This is a genomic window from Streptomyces sp. 5-10, from assembly GCF_014712245.1.
GTDB classification, from domain to species: domain Bacteria; phylum Actinomycetota; class Actinomycetes; order Streptomycetales; family Streptomycetaceae; genus Streptomyces; species Streptomyces violaceusniger.
The window spans coordinates 83,508-105,473 of record NZ_JACVYG010000040.1 but is presented as its reverse complement, the minus strand read 5'-3'; the positions used below and the strand labels follow the sequence as shown (position 1 = coordinate 105,473).

General features: G+C 73.2%; 15 protein-coding genes. 8 read left to right on the top strand and 7 right to left on the bottom strand.

All coding sequences use genetic code 11. The features are described 5' to 3' along the window. Nucleotides 1-520 precede the first annotated feature (520 nt). On the top strand, nucleotides 521-1,540 hold the full coding sequence (gene trpS / locus IEJ02_RS34005) for a tryptophan--tRNA ligase (RefSeq protein WP_191068349.1): 1,020 nt from the start codon (nucleotides 521-523) through the stop codon (nucleotides 1,538-1,540). Between the two features lie 36 nt (nucleotides 1,541-1,576). Here trpS and proC read toward each other — a convergent pair whose 3' ends face one another. Continuing rightward, nucleotides 1,577-2,386, bottom strand: coding sequence for a pyrroline-5-carboxylate reductase (gene proC / locus IEJ02_RS34000; RefSeq protein WP_137978957.1), 810 nt, complete (start codon nucleotides 2,384-2,386; stop codon nucleotides 1,577-1,579). 309 nt (nucleotides 2,387-2,695) lie between these two features. On the opposite strand from proC, the gene IEJ02_RS33995 reads away from it, so the two are divergent. Both IEJ02_RS33995 and IEJ02_RS33990 read left to right on the top strand, forming a co-directional pair. Beyond that, nucleotides 2,696-3,082 (top strand): hypothetical protein, encoded by a 387-nt coding sequence (locus IEJ02_RS33995; protein ID WP_191068348.1) that lies wholly within the window; start codon nucleotides 2,696-2,698, stop codon nucleotides 3,080-3,082. A gap of 178 nt (nucleotides 3,083-3,260) precedes the next feature. Next, on the top strand, nucleotides 3,261-4,778 hold the full coding sequence (locus IEJ02_RS33990) for a SulP family inorganic anion transporter (protein WP_191068347.1): 1,518 nt from the start codon (nucleotides 3,261-3,263) through the stop codon (nucleotides 4,776-4,778). Nucleotides 4,779-4,952: 174 nt separating this feature from the next. On the opposite strand, the gene IEJ02_RS33985 is transcribed toward IEJ02_RS33990, so the two are convergent. Next, entirely contained in the window at nucleotides 4,953-5,285 is a 333-nt protein-coding gene (locus IEJ02_RS33985) for an SH3 domain-containing protein (protein WP_191068346.1), read from the bottom strand. A gap of 146 nt (nucleotides 5,286-5,431) precedes the next feature. Between IEJ02_RS33985 and IEJ02_RS33980 the strand changes: the two genes are divergently transcribed. Continuing rightward, nucleotides 5,432-7,798, top strand: coding sequence for a protein kinase domain-containing protein (locus IEJ02_RS33980; protein ID WP_191068345.1), 2,367 nt, complete (start codon nucleotides 5,432-5,434; stop codon nucleotides 7,796-7,798). 289 nt (nucleotides 7,799-8,087) lie between these two features. Then, the gene (locus IEJ02_RS33975; protein ID WP_191068344.1) at nucleotides 8,088-10,286 is read left to right on the top strand and encodes a serine/threonine-protein kinase; all 2,199 of its coding nucleotides are present in this window, start codon (nucleotides 8,088-8,090) and stop codon (nucleotides 10,284-10,286) included. Between the two features lie 127 nt (nucleotides 10,287-10,413). Here IEJ02_RS33975 and ilvD read toward each other — a convergent pair whose 3' ends face one another. The 4 genes from ilvD to IEJ02_RS33955 all read right to left on the bottom strand — a co-directional run bounded on the left by ilvD (nucleotide 10,414) and on the right by IEJ02_RS33955 (nucleotide 14,977). After that, nucleotides 10,414-12,264 carry a dihydroxy-acid dehydratase gene (gene ilvD / locus IEJ02_RS33970; protein ID WP_191068343.1) on the bottom strand — a complete coding sequence of 617 codons (1,851 nt, stop codon included), beginning with the start codon at nucleotides 12,262-12,264 and terminating at the stop codon, nucleotides 10,414-10,416. Between the two features lie 215 nt (nucleotides 12,265-12,479). After that, complete coding sequence (locus IEJ02_RS33965; protein WP_191068342.1) at nucleotides 12,480-13,109, bottom strand: TetR/AcrR family transcriptional regulator; 630 nt, start codon at nucleotides 13,107-13,109, stop codon at nucleotides 12,480-12,482. Then, nucleotides 13,106-13,951: a sugar phosphate isomerase/epimerase family protein gene (locus tag IEJ02_RS33960; RefSeq protein WP_191068341.1), complete on the bottom strand. Its 846-nt coding sequence runs from the start codon at nucleotides 13,949-13,951 to the stop codon at nucleotides 13,106-13,108. Before IEJ02_RS33960 ends, IEJ02_RS33965 begins: the two co-directional genes overlap by 4 nt. 96 nt (nucleotides 13,952-14,047) lie before the next feature. Then, nucleotides 14,048-14,977 (bottom strand): Ppx/GppA family phosphatase, encoded by a 930-nt coding sequence (locus tag IEJ02_RS33955; RefSeq protein WP_191068340.1) that lies wholly within the window; start codon nucleotides 14,975-14,977, stop codon nucleotides 14,048-14,050. Nucleotides 14,978-15,140: 163 nt separating this feature from the next. On the opposite strand from IEJ02_RS33955, the gene IEJ02_RS33950 reads away from it, so the two are divergent. Then, a complete protein-coding gene (locus tag IEJ02_RS33950) occupies nucleotides 15,141-16,139 on the top strand; it encodes a DUF3109 family protein (protein ID WP_275561491.1) in 999 nt (332 codons plus the stop codon). A gap of 729 nt (nucleotides 16,140-16,868) precedes the next feature. On the opposite strand, the gene IEJ02_RS33945 is transcribed toward IEJ02_RS33950, so the two are convergent. Further along, complete coding sequence (locus IEJ02_RS33945; protein WP_191068339.1) at nucleotides 16,869-18,581, bottom strand: BACON domain-containing protein; 1,713 nt, start codon at nucleotides 18,579-18,581, stop codon at nucleotides 16,869-16,871. 318 nt (nucleotides 18,582-18,899) lie between these two features. Between IEJ02_RS33945 and radA the strand changes: the two genes are divergently transcribed. Together radA and disA are read left to right on the top strand one after the other, a co-directional pair. Beyond that, the gene (gene radA, locus IEJ02_RS33940; RefSeq protein ID WP_191068338.1) at nucleotides 18,900-20,324 is read left to right on the top strand and encodes a DNA repair protein RadA; all 1,425 of its coding nucleotides are present in this window, start codon (nucleotides 18,900-18,902) and stop codon (nucleotides 20,322-20,324) included. Nucleotides 20,325-20,695: 371 nt separating this feature from the next. Continuing rightward, nucleotides 20,696-21,754: a DNA integrity scanning diadenylate cyclase DisA gene (disA, locus tag IEJ02_RS33935; RefSeq protein ID WP_044581604.1), complete on the top strand. Its 1,059-nt coding sequence runs from the start codon at nucleotides 20,696-20,698 to the stop codon at nucleotides 21,752-21,754. Nucleotides 21,755-21,966 lie beyond the last annotated feature (212 nt).

The window sequence follows — 21,966 nt, the reverse complement described above, 5'->3', positions numbered from 1 at the left end:
CGGGCGCTTCCCTTCGGTGTTTCCAACCTTACCAGATCCGATTTCCGGTCGTTTCCGATCCGAATTCCGTTTCCGGCCCCCTGCTGGAGCGGGGTCTTTCGCGCCTTCCGGCGTGTCCACTACTTTAGCGGATTCCCCCGGATGCTCATAATCGAGTTCCCCGGTCCGAATTTCGGCATGCCGAAATCCATCCCGATGAGGGGCCGTGCAGTAGTGGTTTGCCGCCGGTGCGGCTCGAGTGGTCGTCACGTTTCCCCGCAGGGCTCCGTGGCAACTCGGTGAACAGTACACGACGCCCCGAGGACCACCAAACCCATGGCCGGACCCCCCGTCAGGGCGTACTGTCGATGGCATGACGAGCGCATGTGTTCACCCACGGTGGTGGGCCGCCTGACGGCGGCCGCCCCTTCGAGCACATGCGCAACCACGGCCGCCGCTCCGGCGGCCGTTCGCGTTTCTCCCTCCCGCGAAGCCCGGCCGGCCGGGTCGGCGGTCCCGACGCAACGGGAGACGCGGAGAGATGACAGAGACGAAGACGGCACGGCGCCGGATCTTCAGTGGGATCAAACCGAGCGGGCATCTGACCCTCGGGAACTACCTCGGGGCCGTACGCCGGTGGGTTCAGGAGGACCAGCACCGTGCCGACGCGCTGTTCTGCGTCGTCGATCTGCACGCGCTCACGGTGGAGCACGATCCGGCGCGGGTGCGGCGGCTGACCCGACAGGCCGCCACGCTGCTGCTGGCCTCGGGGCTCGACCCCGAGCGCTGCACGCTGTTCGTGCAGAGCCATGTGGATGAGCACGCGCGGCTGTCCTACCTCATGGAGTGCACGGCCACCGACGGCGAGATGCGACGGATGATCCAGTACAAGGAGAAGTCCGCGCGGGAGCGGGCGAGAGGGGGCAGCGTACGGCTGTCGCTGCTCACCTATCCGGCGCTGATGGCCGCCGACATCCTCGTCTACGGAACGCATGAGGTGCCGGTCGGCGAGGACCAGACGCAGCATGTGGAGCTGGCCCGGGATCTGGCGCAGCGGTTCAACCAGCGCTACGGACCCGTCTTCACCGTGCCCCGGGCCACCAGTCCGCGGGTCTCGGCGCGGGTGATGGATCTGCAGGACCCGACCTCGAAGATGGGGAAGTCGCACGCGGAGACGGCGGGCATCGTCTATCTGCTCGACGAGCCGGACGTGGTGCGGAAGAAGATCATGCGGGCGGTCACGGACAGCGGCAGCGAGGTGCGGTACGACCGGACGGAGCAGCCGGGGGTGGCCAATCTGCTGGATGTGCTGGCCTCGTGCACCGATGGCAAGCCGGAGGTGCTGGCCGGGGAGTTCAGCTCGTACGGGGCGCTGAAGGGGGCCACGGCGGAGGCGGTGCTGGAGGTGCTGCGGCCGCTCCAGGCCCGGCACGCCGAGCTGTGCGCCGATCCGTCGTACGTGGACGGGGTGCTGCGGGCCGGGGCCGAGCGGGCGCGTGGGCTGGCCCGGCCCCGGGTGGACGAGGCGTATGCGGCGGTCGGGCTGCTGCCACCCGCCTGAGCTGCGCGGCTCCCGCCTGAGCTGCGCGGCCCTCCGTCAGCTGTTGCCGGAGGCGAGCTCGCGGCTGCGGTCGCGGGCCGCCTCCAGCGCGGCGATCAGCGCGGCGCGCACCCCGTGGCTCTCCAGCTCGCGGATGGCGTTGATGGTGGTGCCCGCCGGGGAGGTCACGGCCTCGCGCAGCTTGACCGGGTGCTGATCGCTGTCGCGCAGCATCACCGCCGCGCCGATGGCCGCCTGGACGATCAGGTCATGGGCCTTGTCGCGGGGCAGGCCCAGCAGGATGCCGGCGTCGGTCATCGCCTCGACGAGGAAGTAGAAGTAGGCCGGGCCGGAGCCGGAGAGCGCGGTCGCGGCGTCCTGCTGGGACTCGGGGACGCGCAGCGTCTTGCCGACGCCGCCGAAGATCGCCTCGGTGTGGGCGAGGTGCTCCTCGGTGGCGTGGCTGCCCGCCGAGATGACGGACATGGCCTCGTCGACCAGCGCCGGGGTGTTGGTCATGACCCGGACCACCGGGGTGCCGGCGGCCAGGCGCGCCTCGAAGAAGGAGGTGGGGATGCCGGCGGCGCCGGAGACGACCAGCCGGTCGGCGGGGACGTGCGGGGCGAGCTCATCGAGCAGGGCGCCCATGTCCTGCGGTTTGACGGTGAGGATGAGGGTGTCGGCGGCCTTGGCGGCCTCGGCGTTGGAGACGGCCTCGACGCCGTAGCGGGACCGGAGCTCCTCGGCGCGCTCGGGGCGGCGGGCCGTGACCAGCAGGTCGGACGGCGACCAGCCGCCTCGGATCATTCCGCTGAGAAGGGCTTCGCCGATCTTTCCCGTGCCGAGCACGGCGACCTTCTCCGTCATGGTGCGGCTCTCCTCATGCCTGTGCGGCTCGTACGGGTGCTGCCTAGGTGTTCTCCGCCATCCTCGCACGGGTGGCGCATTCCCCCTGGCGTTTATGGATTTCTTATTCATCGTTCGATGAATTAATTTTTATGCGCCCTCCGGCGTGAGGGGGAGGCGGCTTTGCGCCCGCGCCAACCAGGGCGCCCGGAACGAAGCAGTCCTGTTCGATGACTCGGTGTTCACAAGTCGGTTACATATCGACTTGCAAACGGTCACAGTCTCATGGACACAATAGGGGCCGGTGTCTATACGTACGGGAAGGGGGCGATGGTGAGGACGCTGCGGCATACCGCTCACGCACTGGTAACGGCGGTTGCCGTGTTGCTCGCCCTCTTCATCGCGGCCGATTCCGCGTCCGCGCAGGTCATCCATCCCGAAACGGTCAGCGTCACCGCATCGGCCGATTCGCGGCCGGCCACCGATTCATTGGTCTCCGCGCACGGCGACCACGGAATCGAAGATTGCAAGGGGCTCCGCGGAAGGGCCCCGCTCTCCGCTCCCACGCCGAGCGGCAAATACGGATGTGTGTGCGGTTGCGATGCCGGTGTCCCGGTGCCGCGTACCGCCATCTCCGCACCGATCACCGGACGGCAAGCCGTTCCGGTGTCGAGATCGGGCGAACTGCCCGTCATCCTCCAGATCTTCCGCTGCTGAGAGCTACACCGCCGTAGCCCGGCGGTCCGTCTCACGCACATCGCAACGCTTTTCACGCGTCTCGCAGCAAGCGATCTCAACCGCCAGCGACCGATTCCATCGATCCCACTGACGTAGCGCTATGCCGTGCCCCCGCCTGCCCATGAGCCGGTGACGGGGCGCACTGGAGGCAACCCTCATGCGAAATCTCCTTGACCGTTTCCGTGGTGCCGGAGGCACCTCAGGCTCATCCGGCGCCGGAACCTTCCGCGCCGACTTCACCGCTTCTCTCGTCGTCTTCCTGGTGGCCGTCCCCCTGTGCGTGGGGGTGGCGGTCGCCTCCGGCGTGCCGGCCGAACTCGGCCTGATCACCGGCATCGTCGGCGGGCTGGTCACCGGCCTCCTGCCGGGCAGCAGCCTCCAGGTCTCCGGCCCGGCCGCCGGTCTGACCGTGCTGGTCTACGAGGCCGTGGAGCAATACGGCGTCGCCGCGCTCGGCGTCCTCGTCCTCATCTCCGGACTGCTCCAGCTGGCCATGGGCGCGCTCGGCTTCGGCCGCTGGTTCCGGGCGATCTCCGTCGCCGTGGTGCAGGGCATGCTCGCGGGCATCGGCCTGGTGCTGATCGCCGGACAGCTGTACGCGCTCGCCGACGCCAAGGCCCCGAGCAGCGGGCTCGACAAGATCTTCAGCATTCCGGGGCTCATCGGGGATGTGGCCGGTTCCGCGGACGCCCTGAAGGCGGTCGCCGTGGGCGCCGGGACGATCGTCGTCCTGGTGCTGTGGCCGCGCTTCCGCCAGGGCGCCAAGGTGCTGCCCGCACCGCTGGCGGCCGTCGCACTCGCCACGGCCGCGACCGCGATCTTCGACCTGCCGATCGCACGGGTCGAGGTCAAGGGTCTGCTGGACGCCATCCAGCCGCCCGGCGGCAGTGAGTTCCAGGCCCTCGCCGAGGTGGGCGTCATCGGCACCGTGCTCGCGTTCACGCTGATCGCCTCCGCCGAGAGCCTGTTCAGCGCCGCGGCCGTGGACCGGCTGCACGACGGCCCGCGCACCGACTACGACAAGGAACTGATGGCGCAGGGCGCGGGCAACGCGGTGTGCGGTGTCCTCGGCGCGCTGCCGATGACCGCGGTGATCGTGCGAAGCTCGGCCAATGTGCAGGCCGGTGCGAAGACGAAGGCGTCGCGGGTGCTGCACGGTGTGTGGCTGCTGGTCTTCGCGGTGCTCTTCCCCTCGGCGCTGGGCGTCATCCCGGTGGCGACGCTCGCCGGTGTGCTGGTGCACGCGGGCTGGAAGCTGATCCCGACCAAGGACCTGGTGCCGCTGTGGAAGGCCCACCGGGGTGAGGCGATCATCCTGCTCGTCACCGCCGGCGCGATCGTGATCACCAATATGTTCGAGGGCGTGATCATCGGTCTGCTGATGGCCGTGGTCAAGACCGCCTGGGAGACCTCGCATGTGCATGTCGAGGTCAGCGGGCGCGAGGACGCCGGCCGGCCCCTGCACGTGCGGGTGCGCGGCAACGCGACCTTCCTGCGGCTGCCCAAGCTGCTGGACGAGTTGGAAGGGCTGCCCCGTGAGCGCGAGGTGGAGCTCGACCTGACCGGGCTGCGCCATGTGGACCACGCCTGCGAGATGGCGCTGGCCACCTGGACCGAGCGGCACAACGCGGTGGTCAAGCGGGGCGCCGCCCTCGAGGAGCGGGTCCCGGCGTAACGGCACCCGTATAAGACGGCACCCCTATAAGAGGGAGACGCCCGTACAAGAGGGAGACCCCGGATAAAGGGGAAGACCCCCTTCCGTCGCCCGGCCCCCGGCGCCGCACTCGCGGTGCCGGGGGCCGACTGCGCTCCGGGCCGGCTCGTGGGTCAGCCGCGGGGCGCGGTTGGGTCAGCCGCAGGGCGCGGTGACGAAGCCGTCGCTGCCGGTCTTCACATACGCGTCGGAGACGTACTGGCCCGGGGCGATGTTGTCCCAGATGTCCGAGGTGCCGTACGGCCCCGAGACCTTCTGGCCGTGCCGCTGGCAGCGGATGGGGACCCGGCTGTTGTACGGCAGCACCTTGACGATCGGGTAGTTGGTGCCGGGCCCGCTGCGGACGCGCACCTGGTAGCCGGGCGCGACCGGATAGGTGACCGCTCCGGCGGTGGTTTCCACCGTGTCCGCGACGGTGTCCGTGGCGTCGGTGGTGGCTACGGCTTCCGTGCTCTCTTCGATGGCCATGGCGGCCCCTCCCCCGTTGAACTTCTTTCCGAAGTTGTGCACATGTCGTGTGAAGTGACACGACATGCGGAGGCTAACAAGGCTCGCACGTGTCATCGACTAGGCTCGCCGAGTCGCGAATGCGGCCGAATTCACGGGGGTGGGGCATGCCGCCGGTGCGCAGAGCCGGGACGGGCCCGGAAGCGGAGGATCCGGAGTACGCCGGTCAGTACCAGCTCGAGGCGCGCCTCGGATCCGGTGGCATGGGCGTGGTCCATCTGGCCCGCTCGCCCTCGGGGCGGCGGCTCGCGGTGAAGGTCGTCCATGCCGAGCTGGCCGAAGACCCCGAGTTCCGGGCGCGGTTCCGGCAGGAGGTGGCGGCCGCCCGGCGGGTCAGCGGCGCGTTCACGGCGCCCGTGGTGGATGCCGACCCGGAGGGGCCGCGGCCCTGGATGGCCACCCTCTACATCCCCGGCCCGACCCTCGCCGAACACGTCAAGCGGAGCGGCCCGCTGGCGCCGGACGAGACGGTGCGGCTGGCGGCGGGGCTCGCCGAGGCGCTGCGGGACATCCATCGGGCGGGCGTGGTGCACCGCGATCTCAAACCGAGCAATGTGCTGCTCGCGGCGGACGGCCCGAAGGTCATCGACTTCGGCATCTCCCGGCCGTCCGACAGCGAACTGCGCACCGAGACGGGGAAGTTGATCGGCACCCCGCCGTTCATGGCGCCGGAGCAGTTCCAGCGGCCGCGTGCGGTGGGCCCGGCGGCGGATGTGTTCGCGCTGGGGTCGGTGCTGGTGCACGCGGCCACCGGGCGGGGGCCGTTCGAGTCCGAGAGCCCGTACATCGTGGCGTACCAGGTGGTGCACGACGAGGCGGATCTGGCCGGGGTGCCGGATGAGCTGCTGCCGCTGGTCGAGCGGTGTCTGGCCAAGAACCCCGAGGACCGCCCCACGCCGGACGCGCTGATGACGGTCCTGCGCGCCGTCCGCGGACCCCTGTCGCCGGTGCCGCGCGGCTCCGTGCCGCTGGTGCCGCAGCAGCGGACACCGGAGCCGCACTCGCTGCCGGGGGTGCGCTGGGGGCAGGACGACGGCGCCATGGACACGCATGTGAAGGCTTCCGCTGCCGCCGCTGTCGCCCCTGCCGATACGGCGGATCCCGATACGGCGGCCCCCGATACGGCGGCCCCCGATCCCCTGGCTCCCGATCCCGTGGATCCCGATACGCATGTGAAGGCGGCCCCCGAGCCGGAACCGGCCGCGGACCAACCCGAGTCGGGGGCGGACAAGCCCGTGGCGCGGCGCCGGGGGATCCGGCGGTGGGCCCTCTCCGGGCTCGCGGCCGCCGTCCTGCTCGGCGCGGGCACGGTCGTCGCACTGCGCCCGTTCGACGGCACGGACTCCTCCGGCGGCGGCCGGCCGCGGATCAGCGCGGCGACCGCGGAGGCGTGGCGCCCCTGGACGACCGGACTGGACCTCGGAAAGGCCGCGGGCTCGGGGGCGCGGCCCGCGTTCTGCTCGTACGGAGCGGGCGCGCTGTACTGCGCCCTTCGCGGAGTCGAGACCGCCCGGGTCGATCCGGACGACGGCCGCGTGGTCTGGTCGCGGCCGTCCGCGGCGGCGCGCCCCGGGGACGGCGCGACGGTCTCCGTTCCCGTGGTCGCGGGCGGTCTGGTGCGGACGGTGTCCCCGGACGGCGGGCGGCTGCGGGCGCTCGACCCCACGACCCACCGCGTCCGCTGGAGCCGCGATGTGTCCCGCTACCAGGGCGGGGTCTACTCCTCGGGCGACACCGTGCTGCTGGTCACGCCGGACGGCGTGGTCACGGCGGTGAACGGGACGACGAACAAGGAGCGTTGGAGCCATCGGCTGCCCGGCCACGCCCGGCCCGTCTTCTTCTCGTACGGCGACGGCCGCACCGCGTACGCCGTGACCACCGCGGGCGACGGCTCGCACACGCTGGTCACGGCGGTGGACACGGTGCGCGGTACGACGCGCTGGCACGCCTCGCTCAGCGGCAACCTCACCCCGGCCGGGAGCGGCCCCGGTGGCGTGCTGCTGCTGACCGAGACGGATTCCCGGACCAGTACCACCGCCGTGGTCCGCTACGACCCGGAGCGGCGCGCGGCGCGGCGGGTCGCGCTGTCCGCGCCGGTGTCCGCGCTCAGCGCCGCCACCAGCGGCGACCGGGTGTATGTCCTGGGCACGGACGGCGGGTTGGTGGCCGTCGACACCGCGCGCGCGGGCTCGGCGCGGGCGCGGCTCTGGCGCCTGGAGACCTCGGTCTCCAACGCCTCGCCGCTGGTGGCGGCGGACGGCCGACTGTACTTCTCGGCGGCGGACGGCCGGCTGCTGGCCGTGGACGCCCGGCGGGGCGAGGTGCTCGGCGAGACCCGCTCGCGCGGGGGCGCGGCCGGTCAGGGCTTCCTGGATCTGATGCCCGCGCCGGTGGTGGCGGACGGCAAGGTGTTCGCGACGGCCCCGGACGGCACGCTCTTCGCCGTGGACGGGCGGAATCCGGCCGGTTGGTGAGCGGCGCCACGGGCCCCCGGCGCGAGCCGGGCACAGTGCCGCGTCAGTCAAGGTGTGCCCGGTGGCGAGGCGTCCTGGTGCGGTCAGCCGCAAGGCGCCGAACCGGCCTCGAGCGGCGCCGCCCGGACGAAGCCCGGGGGAGGCCTACGCGGTCGGTTCGGCAACGCCGCCGGGGGCACCTCCCAGCGGTAGCCGGGGGCGGCCGTGCCAGGGCGGCGAGCGGGGCACACCTTGGCTGACGCGGCGCTAAAGTGACCGCGGATCGTGGGTCGGGTGGGAGAAGACAGGAATGGCACTGCGCGCCGGGGACCCGGAGTCCATCGGAGGCTACGCACTCGAACGGCGGCTCGGCCGTGGCGGGATGGGCACGGTGTATCTGGCCCGGTCGCAGTCGGGGCGGCGGCTGGCGCTGAAGGTGGTGCATCAGCAGTTCGCCGACGACGACGAGTTCCGGGTGCGGTTCCGGCAGGAGGTCGCGGCCGCCCGGCGGGTCAGCGGCGCGTTCACCGCCGCCGTCGTGGACGCGGACCCCGATGCCGTACTGCCGTGGATGGCGACCTCGTACGTCCCCGGCCGCACCCTTGCCGAGCAGGTCGCGGCGGACGGGCCGCTGCGCGGCGCCGGGCTGCGGCGGCTGGCGATCGGGCTGGTCGAGGCGTTACGGGACATCCACCGGGCGGGTGTGGTGCACCGGGATCTGAAACCGGCCAACATCGTGCTGTCCGACGAGGGCCCCCGCGTCATCGACTTCGGCATCTCCCGGGCGGCCGACCACCAGACCCTGACCATGACCGGCCGGGTCATGGGCACGCCCCCGTTCATGTCGCCGGAGCAGCTGCGCGATCCGCGCGAGGTCGGGCCGGAGTCCGATGTGTTCTCGCTGGCGACGGTGCTGGTGTACGCGGCGACCGGCCAGAGCCCGTTCGACGCGGACAGCCCGTATATGACCGCCTATCACGTGGTGTACGAGCCCCCGGCGCTGGACGCGGTGGCCCGGCCGCTGCGGGACGCGGTCGCGGACTGCCTGAGCAAGGACCCGTCCGCGCGGCCCGGTCTTGACGAGCTGCTGGAACGGCTGCGGACACTGCCCGAGGACGACGGTGACGACCGTAAGGGCGGTGACGACGACCGTAAGGACGTCACGGGCGCGGACGGCGGCACCGGCGTGGGCGACGAAGGCGACGCCGCCGTGCCGACCGAAGTCGGCCGTGCGCCGGGCCGCGCCCGTCTCACCCGCCGCCCCCTGGTGGCCGCTGCGGCGGCCGCGGGCCTGGTCGCCGTCGTCGTGGGGACGATCGTCGTCCTCAGGGCCGGATCCGGACCCGAGGGCGAGCCGGACGCCCGCCCCACCACCCGCTCGTCGGCGAACGGCTCGCTCCCGTCCGGCTGGCGCCCCTGGCAGCGCACCCTCGCCGGGCCCGGCACCGACATCGTGACCAGGGGTGATGGCACCCCGCGCTCGATCAGCGAGCCGACCGGCCGCCGCTGTCTGCCCTTGGGCACGGATCTGTACTGCGGTGGTTCCGGGATCCCCCTGACCCGGCTGGACGTCCGGGGGCATGTGGCCTGGCACCGGTCGGCGAAGCCGAGCGAGCTGATCGGAGTGGCCGACGGCCTCGTGCTGGGCACCGTGGAGCAGTCGGACGGCACGGCACGGCTGGAGGGCTATCGCACCAGCGACGGTGAGCGGGTCTGGCGGACCGACATCGGCAGCGCGTACCAGGGGGCGGTGTTCCAGCGGGGGCGCCACCCGGCCGTGCTCACCCAGAGCTGGGACGACGAGACCTTCCAGGCGGTGGAGGTGCGCACCGGCCGCACGCTCTGGTCACGCCGGGTCGGCCACGGGCTGAGCTGCGGCCCGAGCGTGGTGGCCGGGCGCCCCCTCGCCGACTGCGGTCCGGCGGAGGACCAGGGCGACCCGGCCGTTCCGAGCGGGCTCTACGCCCTCTCCCCCACCACGGGAGCGCCCCGGCGGATCGGCACGCTCTCCGTGGGCTCCCTCCTCGCCGAGCGCGCGGGCGACCTGCTCTATCTGGAGCAGCGCGAGCACGACACCGACGACTACACCGATCTGCTGTTCCTCGGCGCGAACGGGGGGCGGGAGCGCCGGGTGAAGCTGCCCGACGGGCTCTCCGCCCGGCAGACCACGCCCGCCCTGGTGGGCGACACGCTCTACTTCGTCCGGCAGAACGGCGAGGTCACCGCCGTCACCACGGCCGGAAAGCGGCTGTGGAGCAAGGCGACGCGGGTGGAGTGGCTGGGCGCACCCGTGGTGTCCGGGCGCCGGAACGCGCTGTACCTGGCCACGGCCGCGGGCCGGGTGGTGGCGCTGGACCGCCGCGACGGCCGGGTGCTGTGGCGGACCAAGGCGCGGACGGACCCCGGTGGCATCCCCGCCGAGCTGACGCTGAGCGGGGACGCCCTCACCACGGTCTACGGATACGACACCCTGGAGGCGTCCGGGATGGACGTCAGCCGGGGCGGCTGAGGCGAAGTGGGGCATCAGCCGGGGCGGCTGAGGCGAAGGGGCATCCGCCGGGGCGACTGCCGCGCGACATCAGTCGGGGCGGCTGGTGTCGCGCGAGATCTGCCCAGGCGGCTGACGCCCCGCTGCGTCAGCCCAGGCGGCTGATGTCGCGGACCGCGCCCTTGTCCGCGCTGGTGGCCATCGCCGCGTAGGCGCGCAGCGCGGTGGACACCTTGCGCTCGCGGTTCTTCGGGGCGTAGACGCCGCCGAGTTCCTCGCGGCGGGCCGCCAACTCCTCCTCGCTCACCAGGAGGTCGATGGAGCGGGCGGGGATGTCGATGCGGATCCGGTCGCCGTCCCGGACCAGGGCGATCGTGCCGCCGGACGCCCCCTCCGGCGAGGCGTGGCCGATGGAGAGACCCGACGTGCCGCCGGAGAAGCGGCCGTCGGTGACCAGCGCGCACGCCTTGCCCAGGCCCCGGCCCTTGAGGAAGGAGGTCGGGTAGAGCATCTCCTGCATCCCGGGGCCGCCCTTGGGGCCCTCGTAGCGGATGACGACGACGTCGCCCTCCTTGACCTGCTTGCCCAGGATCCGCTCGACGGCCTCCTCCTGGGATTCGCAGACCACGGCCGGGCCCTCGAAGGTCCAGATGGACTCGTCCACGCCCGCGGTCTTCACCACACAGCCGTCGACGGCCAGATTGCCCTTGAGGACGGCGAGTCCGCCGTCCTTGGAGTAGGCGTGCTCCATGTCGCGGATGCAGCCGCCGGCGGCGTCCGTGTCCAGCGAGTCCCAGCGCTCGGACTGCGAGAAGGCGGTGGCGGAGCGCTTGCAGCCGGGGGCCGCGTGCCACAGCTCGACGGCCTCGGCGGACGGCGAACCGCCGCGCACGTCCCAGGTCTTGAGCCAGTCGGCGAGCGAGGAGCTGTGCACGGAGTGGACGTCCTCGTTCAGCAGCCCGCCGCGGAACAGCTCGCCGAGGATCGCCGGGATGCCGCCCGCGCGGTGCACGTCCTCCATGTAGTACGTGCCGCCGGGGGCGACGTTCGGGGCGACCTTGGCGAGGCACGGCACCCGGCGGGAGACCTCGTCGATGTCCTCGAGGTCGTAGTCGAGACCGGCCTCCTGGGCGGCGGCCAGCAGGTGCAGGATCGTGTTGGTCGAGCCGCCCATGGCGATGTCGAGCGCCATGGCGTTCTCGAAGGCGGCGCGGGAGCCGATGGAGCGCGGCAGAACCGTCTCGTCGTCCTGCTCGTAGTGGCGCTTGGTGATCTCCACGACCGTGCGGCCGGCGGTCTCGTAGAGCGCCTTGCGGGCGGTGTGGGTGGCCAGCACCGAACCGTTGCCCGGCAGGGAGAGGCCGATCGCCTCGGTCAGGCAGTTCATCGAGTTGGCGGTGAACATGCCGGAACAGGAGCCGCAGGTCGGGCAGGCGTTGTTCTCGATGCGGAGGATGTCCTCGTCCGAGACGTTCTCGTTGACCGCGTCCGAGATCGCGTTGATCAGGTCCAGCTTGCGGACGGTGCCGTCGACGAGCGTGGCCCGGCCGGCCTCCATGGGGCCGCCGGAGACGAAGACGGTCGGGATGTTGAGCCGCATCGCGGCCATCAGCATCCCGGGGGTGATCTTGTCGCAGTTGGAGATGCAGATCAGCGCGTCGGCGCAGTGCGCCTCGACCATGTACTCCACGGAGTCGGCGATCAGGTCGCGGGAGGGGAGGCTGTAGAGCATCCCGCCGTGGCCCATGGCGATGCCGTCGTCCACGGCGATGGTGTTGAACTCGCGCGGAATGCCGCCCGCCGCGTGGATCGCCTCGCTGACGATCCGGCCGACCGGCTGGAGGTGGGTGTGGCCGGGCACGAACTCGGTGAAGCTGTTGGCCACGGCGACGATCGGCTTGCCGAAGTCCTCGCGCGCTACGCCGGAAGCCTGCATAAGGGCGCGGGCGCCCGCCATGTTGCGGCCATGGGTGACGGTGCGAGACCTCAGCTCGGGCACGGTGCTCGGCTCCCTCGTGATACGTGCGTCCTGCGGATCGGATCGGAGTCTTCTGAGCCTACGCCTGTGTCCACGGATCCGGATGGTCCGTCCGGATCCAGAGACGGCCGGGTCACGGAGCGGAACGGGTCGATCAGCTCTCGGTCAGCGATCGGGCCGTCAGCGATCGGGCGTCAGCGATCGGCTCGTTCGTGCCCGGCCGGGCCGGGTTGCGATCAGCTCTCGGTCAGATAGCGCTGGAGGGTCGGCCCCACCATGGCCACGATGTCGTCCGTCTCCGCCGAGGCCATCGGCTCCATCCGGATCACATACCGCAGCATCGCGATCCCGATCAGATGCCCGGCCGCGAGCTGGGCCCGGAACTCGGGGTTCGGGACGTCCAGCTCACCCGCCATCCGCAGCAGCACCCGGCGCTCGATCATGCCGCGCAGCACCACGGCGGCGGTCTCGTTGGTCAGCGCCGAGCGCATCACGGCGAGCAGCGGCAGCCTGCTGACCGGGTTCTCCCAGATGCCGAACATATAGCGGGCCATCCGCTCGCCCGCGCCCTCCCGGCTGCCGTGCACCGCGTCCGGGACGCCCATGGCGGGGGCGAAGATCAGCTCGATGGCGGCCTCGAAGACCTGCTCCTTGGTGCCGAAGTAGTGGTGGACCAGCGCCGGGTCCACCTCCGCGGCCTTGGCGATGCCGCGGATCGAGGTCTTGTCGTAGCCCCGCTCGGCGAACTCGTTGCGCGCCGCGATCAGGATCCGGTCGCGGGCGGCGGGGCCGTCGGACGCGCTCGTACGGGCCGGGCGGCCGCGCTTGCGCGGGGGTGTGGCGGACCCGGATGCGGCGGCGGTCATGAACCGGGCACCGCCCTGCTCGGCCGGGTGGCCGAGGTCGACGAGGCGAGGTGCAGCCGGGTGAAGGCCAGGGCCTCCGCCAGATCGGCCTCGCGCTCGGTCGTGGACATGGCACGCCGGGTGTTGACCTCGACGACCACATTGCCGTCGAAACCGCCGGCCGCGAGCCGTTCCAGCAACTCGGCGCAGGGCTGGGTGCCGCGCCCCGGCACCAGGTGCTCGTCCTTGTTGGAGCCCTGGCCGTCGGCGAGGTGGAGATGGGCCAGCCGGTCGCCCATGCGGTCCACCATCTCCAGCGCGTCCGTACGGGCGGTGGCGGTGTGCGACAGGTCGATCGTGAAGTGGCGGTAGTCGTCCTGGGTGACGTCCCAGCCCGGGGCGTACGCCAGCATCTCGCGGTCGCGATAGCGCCACGGGTACATGTTCTCGACCGCGAACCGCACCTCGGTCTCGTCCGCCATCCGCCAGATTCCGCGGACGAACTCGCGGGCGTACGCCCGCTGCCATCGGAACGGCGGGTGGACCACGACGGTGGACGCGTCGAGCTTCTCGGCGGCCGCCCTCGCCCGCTGCAGCTTCACCCACGGGTCGGTCGACCAGACCCGCTGGGTGATCAGCAGGCAGGGGGCGTGCACGGCGAGGATCGGCACCTGGTGGTAGTCCGAGAGCCGACGCAGCGCCTCGATGTCCTGGCTGACCGGATCGGTCCACACCATGACTTCGACGCCGTCGTAGCCCAGGCGTGCCGCGATCTCGAAGGCCGTCGCCGTCGACTCCGGATAGACCGAGGCTGTGGACAGCGCGACCTTCGCATCCGGGATGCGCACCACTGGCTCTGTCACGAGGGACAGCGTACGGCGGCTGCTCTCCGCAACCGAACCGCGGCGGCCATTGCGGCGGAACGTCCGCCGCTTTCCGGCCTCGGTCACGCTCCGTGCTCAGGTGGGCAGATGGTCCAGGCGGCGGAGGATCACGCCCTCGCGCAGCGCCCACGGGCAGATCTCCAGCTGGTCCACGCCGAACAGGTCCATCGCGGCCTCCGCCACCAGCGCCCCGGCCGTGAGCTGCCCGGCCCGGCCCTCGGAGACCCCGGGCAGCTCGGCCCGCTCCCGGGTGGGCATGGCGGCCAGCTTGGGCACCCACTCCTCCAGCGCCCGGCGGGTGAGCCGCCGCTCCACGTACAGCCCCTCGGCGGAGCGCGCGGCGCCGGTGATCCTGGCCAGCTGCTTGAAGGTCTTGGAGGTGGCCACCACATGGTCCGGCGCCCCGTGCCGGCTGAAATCGCCGACGCTCCGGGCGATCTCGGCCCGCACATGGCGCCGCAGGGCCCGTACGTCCGCCGGGTCGGGCGGATCGCCGGGCAGCCAGGCCCCGGTCAGCCGGCCGGCCCCCAGCGGCAGCGAAACCGCCGCGTCGGGCTCCTCGTCCATGCCGTACGCGATCTCCAGCGAACCGCCGCCGATGTCCAGGACCAGCAGCTTCCCCGCGGACCAGCCGAACCAGCGGCGGGCGGCCAGGAAGGTGAGCCGCGCCTCGTCCGCGCCGCTGAGCACCTGGAGCCGTACGCCGGTCTCCTCGGCGACCCGGGCCAGGACCTCATCGGCGTTGGACGCCTCGCGGACGGCGGAGGTCGCGAACGGCAGGACGTCCTCGACGCCCTTGTCCTCGGCCGCCTCCAGCGCCTCCCGGACCACCGCGATCAGGCGGTCGACGCCCTCGGGGCCGATGGCCCCGGCCCCGTCGATGAGTTCGGCCAGCCGCAGCTCGGCCTTGTGCGAATGCGCGGGCAGCGGGCGCGCGCCGGGGTGGGCGTCCATCACGAGCAGATGAACCGTATTCGAACCCACGTCGAGGACACCGAGTCTCATAACGTGAACGCTACTGCGCCCAGCTCGGTGTCATGCACAGGTCCCCCGCGTTCTCGCATGCGTTCTCGCGTGCGTTATCGCGCGCGTTCTCGCGCAGAGCCGCGCCGGGGACGTGTGCGGTCCCCACCTCCGGCTTCGCACCGAAGGCGCCTACCCTTGCACCGTGGCAAAGACGAAAAAGGCGAAGCAGGACAAACGCCGGAAGGCCGCCCTGGAGTGGGCGGCCGAGGAGCCGATGGCGTCCGGGGCGGAGGGCGCCGGGGACGCCGAGGGCGCCGAGGACGCCGAGGACGTCCCGAGCGCCGAGGACGAGGTCGGTCTGGACTTCGCCCGTGCATGGGTCGAATTCCCCGATCCGGCCGACGACGAGCAGCTCTTCCGATGCGATCTGACCTGGCTGACCTCCCGGTGGACCTGCATCTTCGGCCAGGGCTGCCAGGGCATCCAGGCGGGGCGGGCCGACGACGGCTGCTGCACGCTGGGCGCGCACTTCTCCGACGAGGACGACGAGGCGCGGGTCGGACGCCATATGGCCCGGCTGACCCCGGAGATCTGGCAGTTCCACGACGAGGGGCACGCCTCGGGATGGGTGCAGGAGGACGAGGACGGCGAGCGGCAGACCCGGCGCCACAAGGGCTCGTGCATCTTCCAGAACCGGCCCGGCTTCGCGGGTGGCGCGGGCTGCGCGCTGCACATCCTGGCGCTGCGGGAGGGGCGCGAGCCGCTGGAGACCAAGCCGGACGTGTGCTGGCAGCTGCCGGTGCGCCGGTCCTACGACTGGATCGACCGGCCGGACGATACGCGGGTGCTGCGGATCACCATCGGCGAGTACGACCGGCGCGGCTGGGGGCCGGGCGGCCACGACCTGCACTGGTGGTGCACCTCGGCCACCTCGGCGCACGGGGCCGGGGAGCCGGTGTTCCGGTCGTACCGGCCGGAGCTCACGGAGCTGATGGGCAAGGCCGGGTACGACCGGCTGGCCGAGCTGTGCGAGCGGCGCATGGCGTCGTCGCTGCCGCTGGTGGCGCCGCATCCGGCGGACCCGGACTTTCCGGTGGATCCGGCGGACCCGGACTTTCCGGTGGATCCGGCGGACCCGGTCGCTGCGGTGGACCTGGGCGATCCGGCGGACCCGGCCGATCCGGTGGACCCGACCGACTGACGCGGCTGTGCCGATGTCATGGGCGGACCGTAGGGCCCGCCGCAGGCACCACGACCCGGCGCGTCTACGGGGTGTCCGGCGGGCCACGCGGCGGAGCTCGATGCTTTCCCCTCCCCGCCCCTTCCCGTAACCAGGGGGCTCCGCCCCCTGGACCCCGATGAGTCTGGGGCGCAACCCTGGCCCGGGCCTGGGACGCAACCCCGGTCCCGAGGCCCGGGACACAACCCCGCCCCGGGGTCCGGGACGAAGCCCAGGCCCGGGCCTGGGACGCAGCCCCGGTTCCGAGGCCCGGGACGCAACCCCGGCTCGGGCTCTGAGACGGAGCCCCGACTCAGGCTCTGGGACGCAACCCTGGCCCGGGACGAAGGGCGCAGCCCCGCCCCGGCACCCGGAGCGCAACCCCGGCCCGGGACGAAGGGCGCAGCCCCAGTTCCGGGCCCCGGAGCGCAACCCGGTTTCGGGGTCTGGGACGCAACCCCGGTTCCGAGGCCTGGGACGAAGCCCTGGCCCGGGGTCCGGGGCGGAGCCCCGGCTCGGGGTCTGGGGCGGAGCCCCGGCTCGGGGTCTGGGGCGAAGCCCCGGTTTCGGGAAGGGGCGGGGAGGGGAGCAGCCCGCCGCAGGCGCCGCGACCCGTCGGACACCCGCTAGACCCCCGGTTGGCGTGTCCGGGCCCGCCCGTCCAGGGGGCCGGGTCTGCCAGGCGTCCGGTCCACGCGTCAGCGCCTCGCGTCAGCGCCTCGCGGCGGGTGAGCCCGAGGGCGTCGGCGACGGGTCGCCCGGGGGCGGGGTTGGCTGGTTGGAGGGGGGCGTGGGGGTGGGCGTGGGCTCGGGGGGCGTGCCTCGGCCCTCGATCCGCACCACCGCGCCCGCCGGGTCCACCGAGACCCGCGCGCTCCAGTGACCGGCCGGCTCCCGATCGTGGTCCACCGAGACCGTGATGGTCGTGGAGTCGCCGGGCCGCAGCACCCCGGCCGTGTGGTTCAGCTGGAGCCAGGGCGCCCCGGCGGAGGCCGACCAGCGCACCGGTGAGCCGCCGGAGGCGGTGAGGGTGATGACCGTCTCATCGCCCTCGGGGTGGGCCGTGACCGTGAGCCGCCCCGGTCCCGGGGCGGGCCGGGAGGGTCCGGAGCCGTCACCGGGGCGGCCGCCACCGGCCGGGGAGCCGTCCGGGTGGGACGCCTCGCCGCCCTCGCGCCCCGGCCGCTCCACCGTCCCGTCCGCGTCGATCACCTCGACCGACACATCCGACGCCCCACGGCCCGCCTTGGCACCGCGCGGCCCGGAGCCCAACCCCGTGCCGGAACGGTCCTGCGCGCCGCCGGTCTGCTCGTAGGAGCGCCGGGCGGGCCGGTCCTGACCGGCCGGGGCCTGGTCCGCACTGTCAGCGTCGGCGGCCGCCACCGATTCCGTGTCGCGCTCGTCACCGGCGAGCGGGGCGCCCCGGTAGGCGGCCCACAGGGCGAGCACCGGGGCCGCCACCACCGTGGCGACCACCGTCGTGGTCATCACACGGCTGCGCATCCGGCTGCGGCGGGCGGCCCGGTCCTGGGGCTCCAGCGGAAAGCCGCGCCGGTCGAACCGCGGCCCGGCGCCCGCGCGGGCGGGCCGTCCGCCCCGCGCGGACAGCAGCGCGGCGTGCACGGCGGCGCGGGGGGCCTCCACCACCGGCAGCGCGGCGGGCGCGGCCGCCGTACCGGGCCAGGGTCCGTCGGCCGTGGCGCGCTCGGCCATGCGGCGGCACTCGCGGCAGTCGTCCACATGGCGCACCAGCTCACGGCGGAGCGCGGCGGAGAGCAGTACCTGGGTGTCGCCCGCGAGCCGCGCGACCACCGGGCAGTGGCCGAGCTCGACGACGGCGAGCGCGGCGCGGGTCCGCTCCACCTCGCAGGCGGCGCTGGAGAGCAGGGCGCGGGTCTCCTCCTGGTCCTTGCCGAGCACGGCGGCCACCTCGGAGGGGCCCAGCCGGTGGCGCACCGCGAGTTCGAGCGCCTCGCGCTGCTCGGCGGAGGTCCCGGCGGCCTCCGGCCAGGCCAGCGCGGCCAGTTCGCGGCGGCGCTGGGCGGCGATGTGCTCGGGCAGCTCGGCCCCGGCGCCGTCGCCCGGGGTGTCCGTCCCCGTACGGCCGCGGCGCTCGGCCAGCTTGCGCAGACAGGCCCAGCGGGCGACCGCGTACAGCCAGGGGCGGGACAGCTCGCCCTCCGCGGTGGCCCGGCCGCGCCCCCGGCCGGTGCGGCGCTCGGCCACGGCCAGTACGTCGCCCACCGCGACGGCCGCGGCGTCGTGCTCGCACAGGGCGGACAGGCAGTACGTGAACAGGCCGTCCAGATACGGCTCGTAGCGTTCCGGAGGCCGCTGGGGGCGGGTCGTGGTGGAGCGGGGCGCACGGCGCCGCGCCCGCTGTGCGCCGGTGGTCTGTGTCGAGTGCTCGGACCTGCTGCTCATCACCCGGCGACGGTAGGCGGATGATGCAGACTTCCTCGCGCCACTTGGGCTGTTTTAACCCTTACGGGTGACCATCTCCCTCATAAGGGGACAGGTGTCCCCCTCCGGTGGCCGCGACCTGCTATGCGCCCGGCGCCCTCCGGAGGACCGGCGAAGGGGCCCGGGAAGGAGCCGGCGAAGGGGCCCGTGGGGGAACCGGCGAAGGGGCCCGTGGAGGAGCCGGTGAACGGGCGGCCGAAGGAGCCGATGAGGAGGCCGGTGAGGGGGCCGTGACCTCCGCCGTTCGGCTCTGTCGGTGGCCGACGCTAGCGTTACGGCATGGCTGCCCGTAGCTCCTCCCGCTCATCCGCCAAGGACCGGCCCTCCTACCGCTGTACGGAGTGCGGCTGGACCACCGCCAAGTGGCTCGGCCGCTGCCCGGAGTGCCAAGCGTGGGGCACCGTCGAGGAGTACGGAGCGCCCGCGGTGCGCACCACCACACCCGGCCGGGTCACCTCGGCCGCCCTGCCCATCGGCCAGGTGGACGGCCGTCAGGCCACCGCGCGGGGCACGGGCGTGGACGAGCTGGACCGGGTGCTCGGCGGCGGGCTGGTCCCGGGCGCGGTCGTGCTGCTCGCCGGGGAGCCCGGGGTCGGCAAGTCCACGCTGCTGCTGGACGTGGCGGCCAAGGCCGCCTCGGAGGAGCACCGCACGCTCTACATCACCGGTGAGGAGTCGGCGAGTCAGGTGCGGCTGCGCGCCGACCGCATCGGCGCGCTGAGCGAGCACCTCTACCTCGCCGCCGAGACCGACCTCTCCGCGGTCCTCGGCCATCTGGACTCGGTCAAGCCCTCGCTGCTCGTCCTGGACTCGGTGCAGACCGTCGCCTCGCCCGAGATCGACGGCGCGCCGGGCGGGATGGCGCAGGTGCGCGAGGTGGCCGGGGCGCTCATCCGCGCGTCCAAGGAGCGCGGGATGTCCACGCTGCTGGTGGGCCACGTCACCAAGGACGGCGCCATCGCCGGGCCCCGGTTGCTGGAGCATCTGGTCGATGTCGTGCTGCACTTCGAGGGCGACCGGCACGCCCGGCTGCGGCTGGTCCGTGGGGTGAAGAACCGCTACGGGGCGACGGACGAGGTCGGCTGCTTCGAGCTGCACGACGAGGGCATCACCGGGCTCGCCGACCCCTCCGGGCTGTTCCTCACCCGCCGCGACGAGCCGGTGCCCGGCACGTGTCTGACGGTCACCCTGGAGGGCCGCCGGCCGCTGGTGGCCGAGGTGCAGGCGCTCACCGTGGACTCCCAGATCCCCTCGCCCCGCCGCACCACCTCCGGTCTGGAGACCTCCCGGGTCTCGATGATGCTCGCCGTGCTGGAGCAGCGCGGCCGGATCAGCGCGCTGGGCAAGCGGGACATCTACAGCGCCACGGTGGGCGGGGTGAAGCTGTCCGAGCCCGCCGCCGACCTCGCCGTGGCACTCGCGCTGGCCAGCGCCGCCAGTGACACCCCGCTGCCCAAGAACCTGGTGGCGATCGGCGAGGTGGGGCTCGCGGGCGAGGTCAGGCGGGTCACCGGGGTGCAGCGGCGGCTGGCGGAGGCCGCCCGGCTCGGCTTCACCCACGCCCTGGTGCCGGGCGACCCGGGCCGGATCCCGGACGGGATGCGGGTGCTTGAGGTGGCGGACATCGGGGACGCGCTGCGGATGCTGCCCCGGCGCCGGGAGCGGGGCGAGAAGGCGCGGGGGGAGGCGGACGACCGGGGCTGACAAGGGGCGGTGGGAGGCGGACGACCGGGGTTGACATGGTGGGCGAGGCGTCACCGGGGCGGTGGCGGGTGCGTGGCCGAGTGCGCTGGTGAGGGCGTACGGCGGGGGTCGGCGAGCCGGGGAGCGGGGGTCGGCGAGCCGGGTGGCGCGCGGACCGGCGGGAGTCGCGCTCCGCTCCGTGCCCACGGTCGTACGCCGGGAGACCCCACGGGGGGCCGGTGGCCGCCGGTAGACTTTGCCCTGGTCTCGCCCATACGTGGCCTCGCGCATCGGCAGGGCAGGGCGACTCGTGGCACCGACAGACCTTGCGACGGAGGAGTGCAGTGGCAGCAGGCGACCGGGCATCGGCACCCGGCAAGGCCGACGGTCTGATGCGTGCCTCCCTGAGCGCGGTCGCGCCCGGCACGGCGTTGCGCGACGGCCTCGAGCGCGTTCTCCGGGGGAACACCGGCGGGCTGATCGTGCTCGGCACCGACAAGACCGTCGAGTCGCTGTGCACCGGCGGCTTCGTCATCGACGTCGAGTTCACCGCGACCCGGCTGCGCGAGCTGTGCAAGCTGGACGGCGCGCTGGTGCTCGACAAGGACATCACCAAGATCGTGCGGGCCGGGGTGCAGCTGGTGCCGGACGCGGCGATCCCCACCGAGGAGACCGGCACCCGGCACCGGACCGCGCAGCGCGTCTCCATCCAGACCGGGTTCCCGGTGGTCTCGGTCAGCCAGTCGATGCGGCTGATCGCGCTGTATGTGGACGGTCAGCGGCGGGTCCTGGAGGACTCGGCGGCGATCCTCTCCCGCGCCAACCAGGCGCTGGCCACCCTGGAGCGGTACAAGCTCCGCCTCGACGAGGTGGCGGGCACGCTCTCGGCCCTGGAGATCGAGGACCTGGTCACCGTCCGGGATGTGAGCGCGGTCGCGCAGCGGCTGGAGATGGTCCGCCGCATCGCCACCGAGATCGCGGAGTACGTGGTCGAGCTGGGCACCGACGGCCGGCTGCTCTCCCTCCAGCTGGACGAGCTGATCGCGGGCGTGGAGCCCGAGCGTGAGCTGGTGGTGCGGGACTACGTGCCCGAGCCGACCGCCAAGCGCACCCGTACGGTGGCCGACGCGCTCGCCGAGCTGGACCGGCTGACCCACGCCGAACTGCTCGAACTCCCCATCGTGGCCCGGGCGCTGGGGTACACGGGCTCGCCCGAAACGCTCGACTCGGCGGTCTCGCCGCGCGGCTTCCGGCTGCTGGCCAAGGTGCCGCGGCTGCCGGGCGCCATCATCGAGCGACTGGTCGAGCACTTCGGCGGCCTGCAGAAGCTGTTGGCCGCGAGCGTGGACGACCTGCAGATGGTGGACGGCGTGGGCGAGGCCCGGGCGCGCTCGGTCCGCGAGGGCCTGTCGCGGCTGGCGGAGTCGTCCATCCTGGAGCGGTACGTGTAGCTCCGCGGGGCCGCGGGCCGTGGGTGCGTCCTCCGCGCCGCCGGCGGCGCGGACCGCCCCCGGCGGCGCGGGCCCGCTCGCCGCGGACGGCCCGCCGGACCTCGACGCGCTGTCCGCGGCGGCGACTCCCCGGCGACGTAGGCGATCCCGCCCGGTTCGGGGGCGAGGCGTCGTACCGCGTCCGGGAGTGACGGGGCGCGGGTCGTTGCGTG

Coding starts and splice junctions, on each gene's coding strand:
- trpS (WP_191068349.1), top strand. CDS start 521: ATGACAGAGACGAAGACGGCACGGCGCCGGATCTTCAGTGGGATCAAA.
- proC (WP_137978957.1), bottom strand. CDS start 2,386: ATGACGGAGAAGGTCGCCGTGCTCGGCACGGGAAAGATCGGCGAAGCC.
- IEJ02_RS33995 (WP_191068348.1), top strand. CDS start 2,696: ATGGTGAGGACGCTGCGGCATACCGCTCACGCACTGGTAACGGCGGTT.
- IEJ02_RS33990 (WP_191068347.1), top strand. CDS start 3,261: ATGCGAAATCTCCTTGACCGTTTCCGTGGTGCCGGAGGCACCTCAGGC.
- IEJ02_RS33985 (WP_191068346.1), bottom strand. CDS start 5,285: ATGGCCATCGAAGAGAGCACGGAAGCCGTAGCCACCACCGACGCCACG.
- IEJ02_RS33980 (WP_191068345.1), top strand. CDS start 5,432: ATGCCGCCGGTGCGCAGAGCCGGGACGGGCCCGGAAGCGGAGGATCCG.
- IEJ02_RS33975 (WP_191068344.1), top strand. CDS start 8,088: ATGGCACTGCGCGCCGGGGACCCGGAGTCCATCGGAGGCTACGCACTC.
- IEJ02_RS33965 (WP_191068342.1), bottom strand. CDS start 13,109: ATGACCGCCGCCGCATCCGGGTCCGCCACACCCCCGCGCAAGCGCGGC.
- IEJ02_RS33955 (WP_191068340.1), bottom strand. CDS start 14,977: ATGAGACTCGGTGTCCTCGACGTGGGTTCGAATACGGTTCATCTGCTC.
- IEJ02_RS33945 (WP_191068339.1), bottom strand. CDS start 18,581: ATGAGCAGCAGGTCCGAGCACTCGACACAGACCACCGGCGCACAGCGG.
- radA (WP_191068338.1), top strand. CDS start 18,900: ATGGCTGCCCGTAGCTCCTCCCGCTCATCCGCCAAGGACCGGCCCTCC.
- disA (WP_044581604.1), top strand. CDS start 20,696: ATGCGTGCCTCCCTGAGCGCGGTCGCGCCCGGCACGGCGTTGCGCGAC.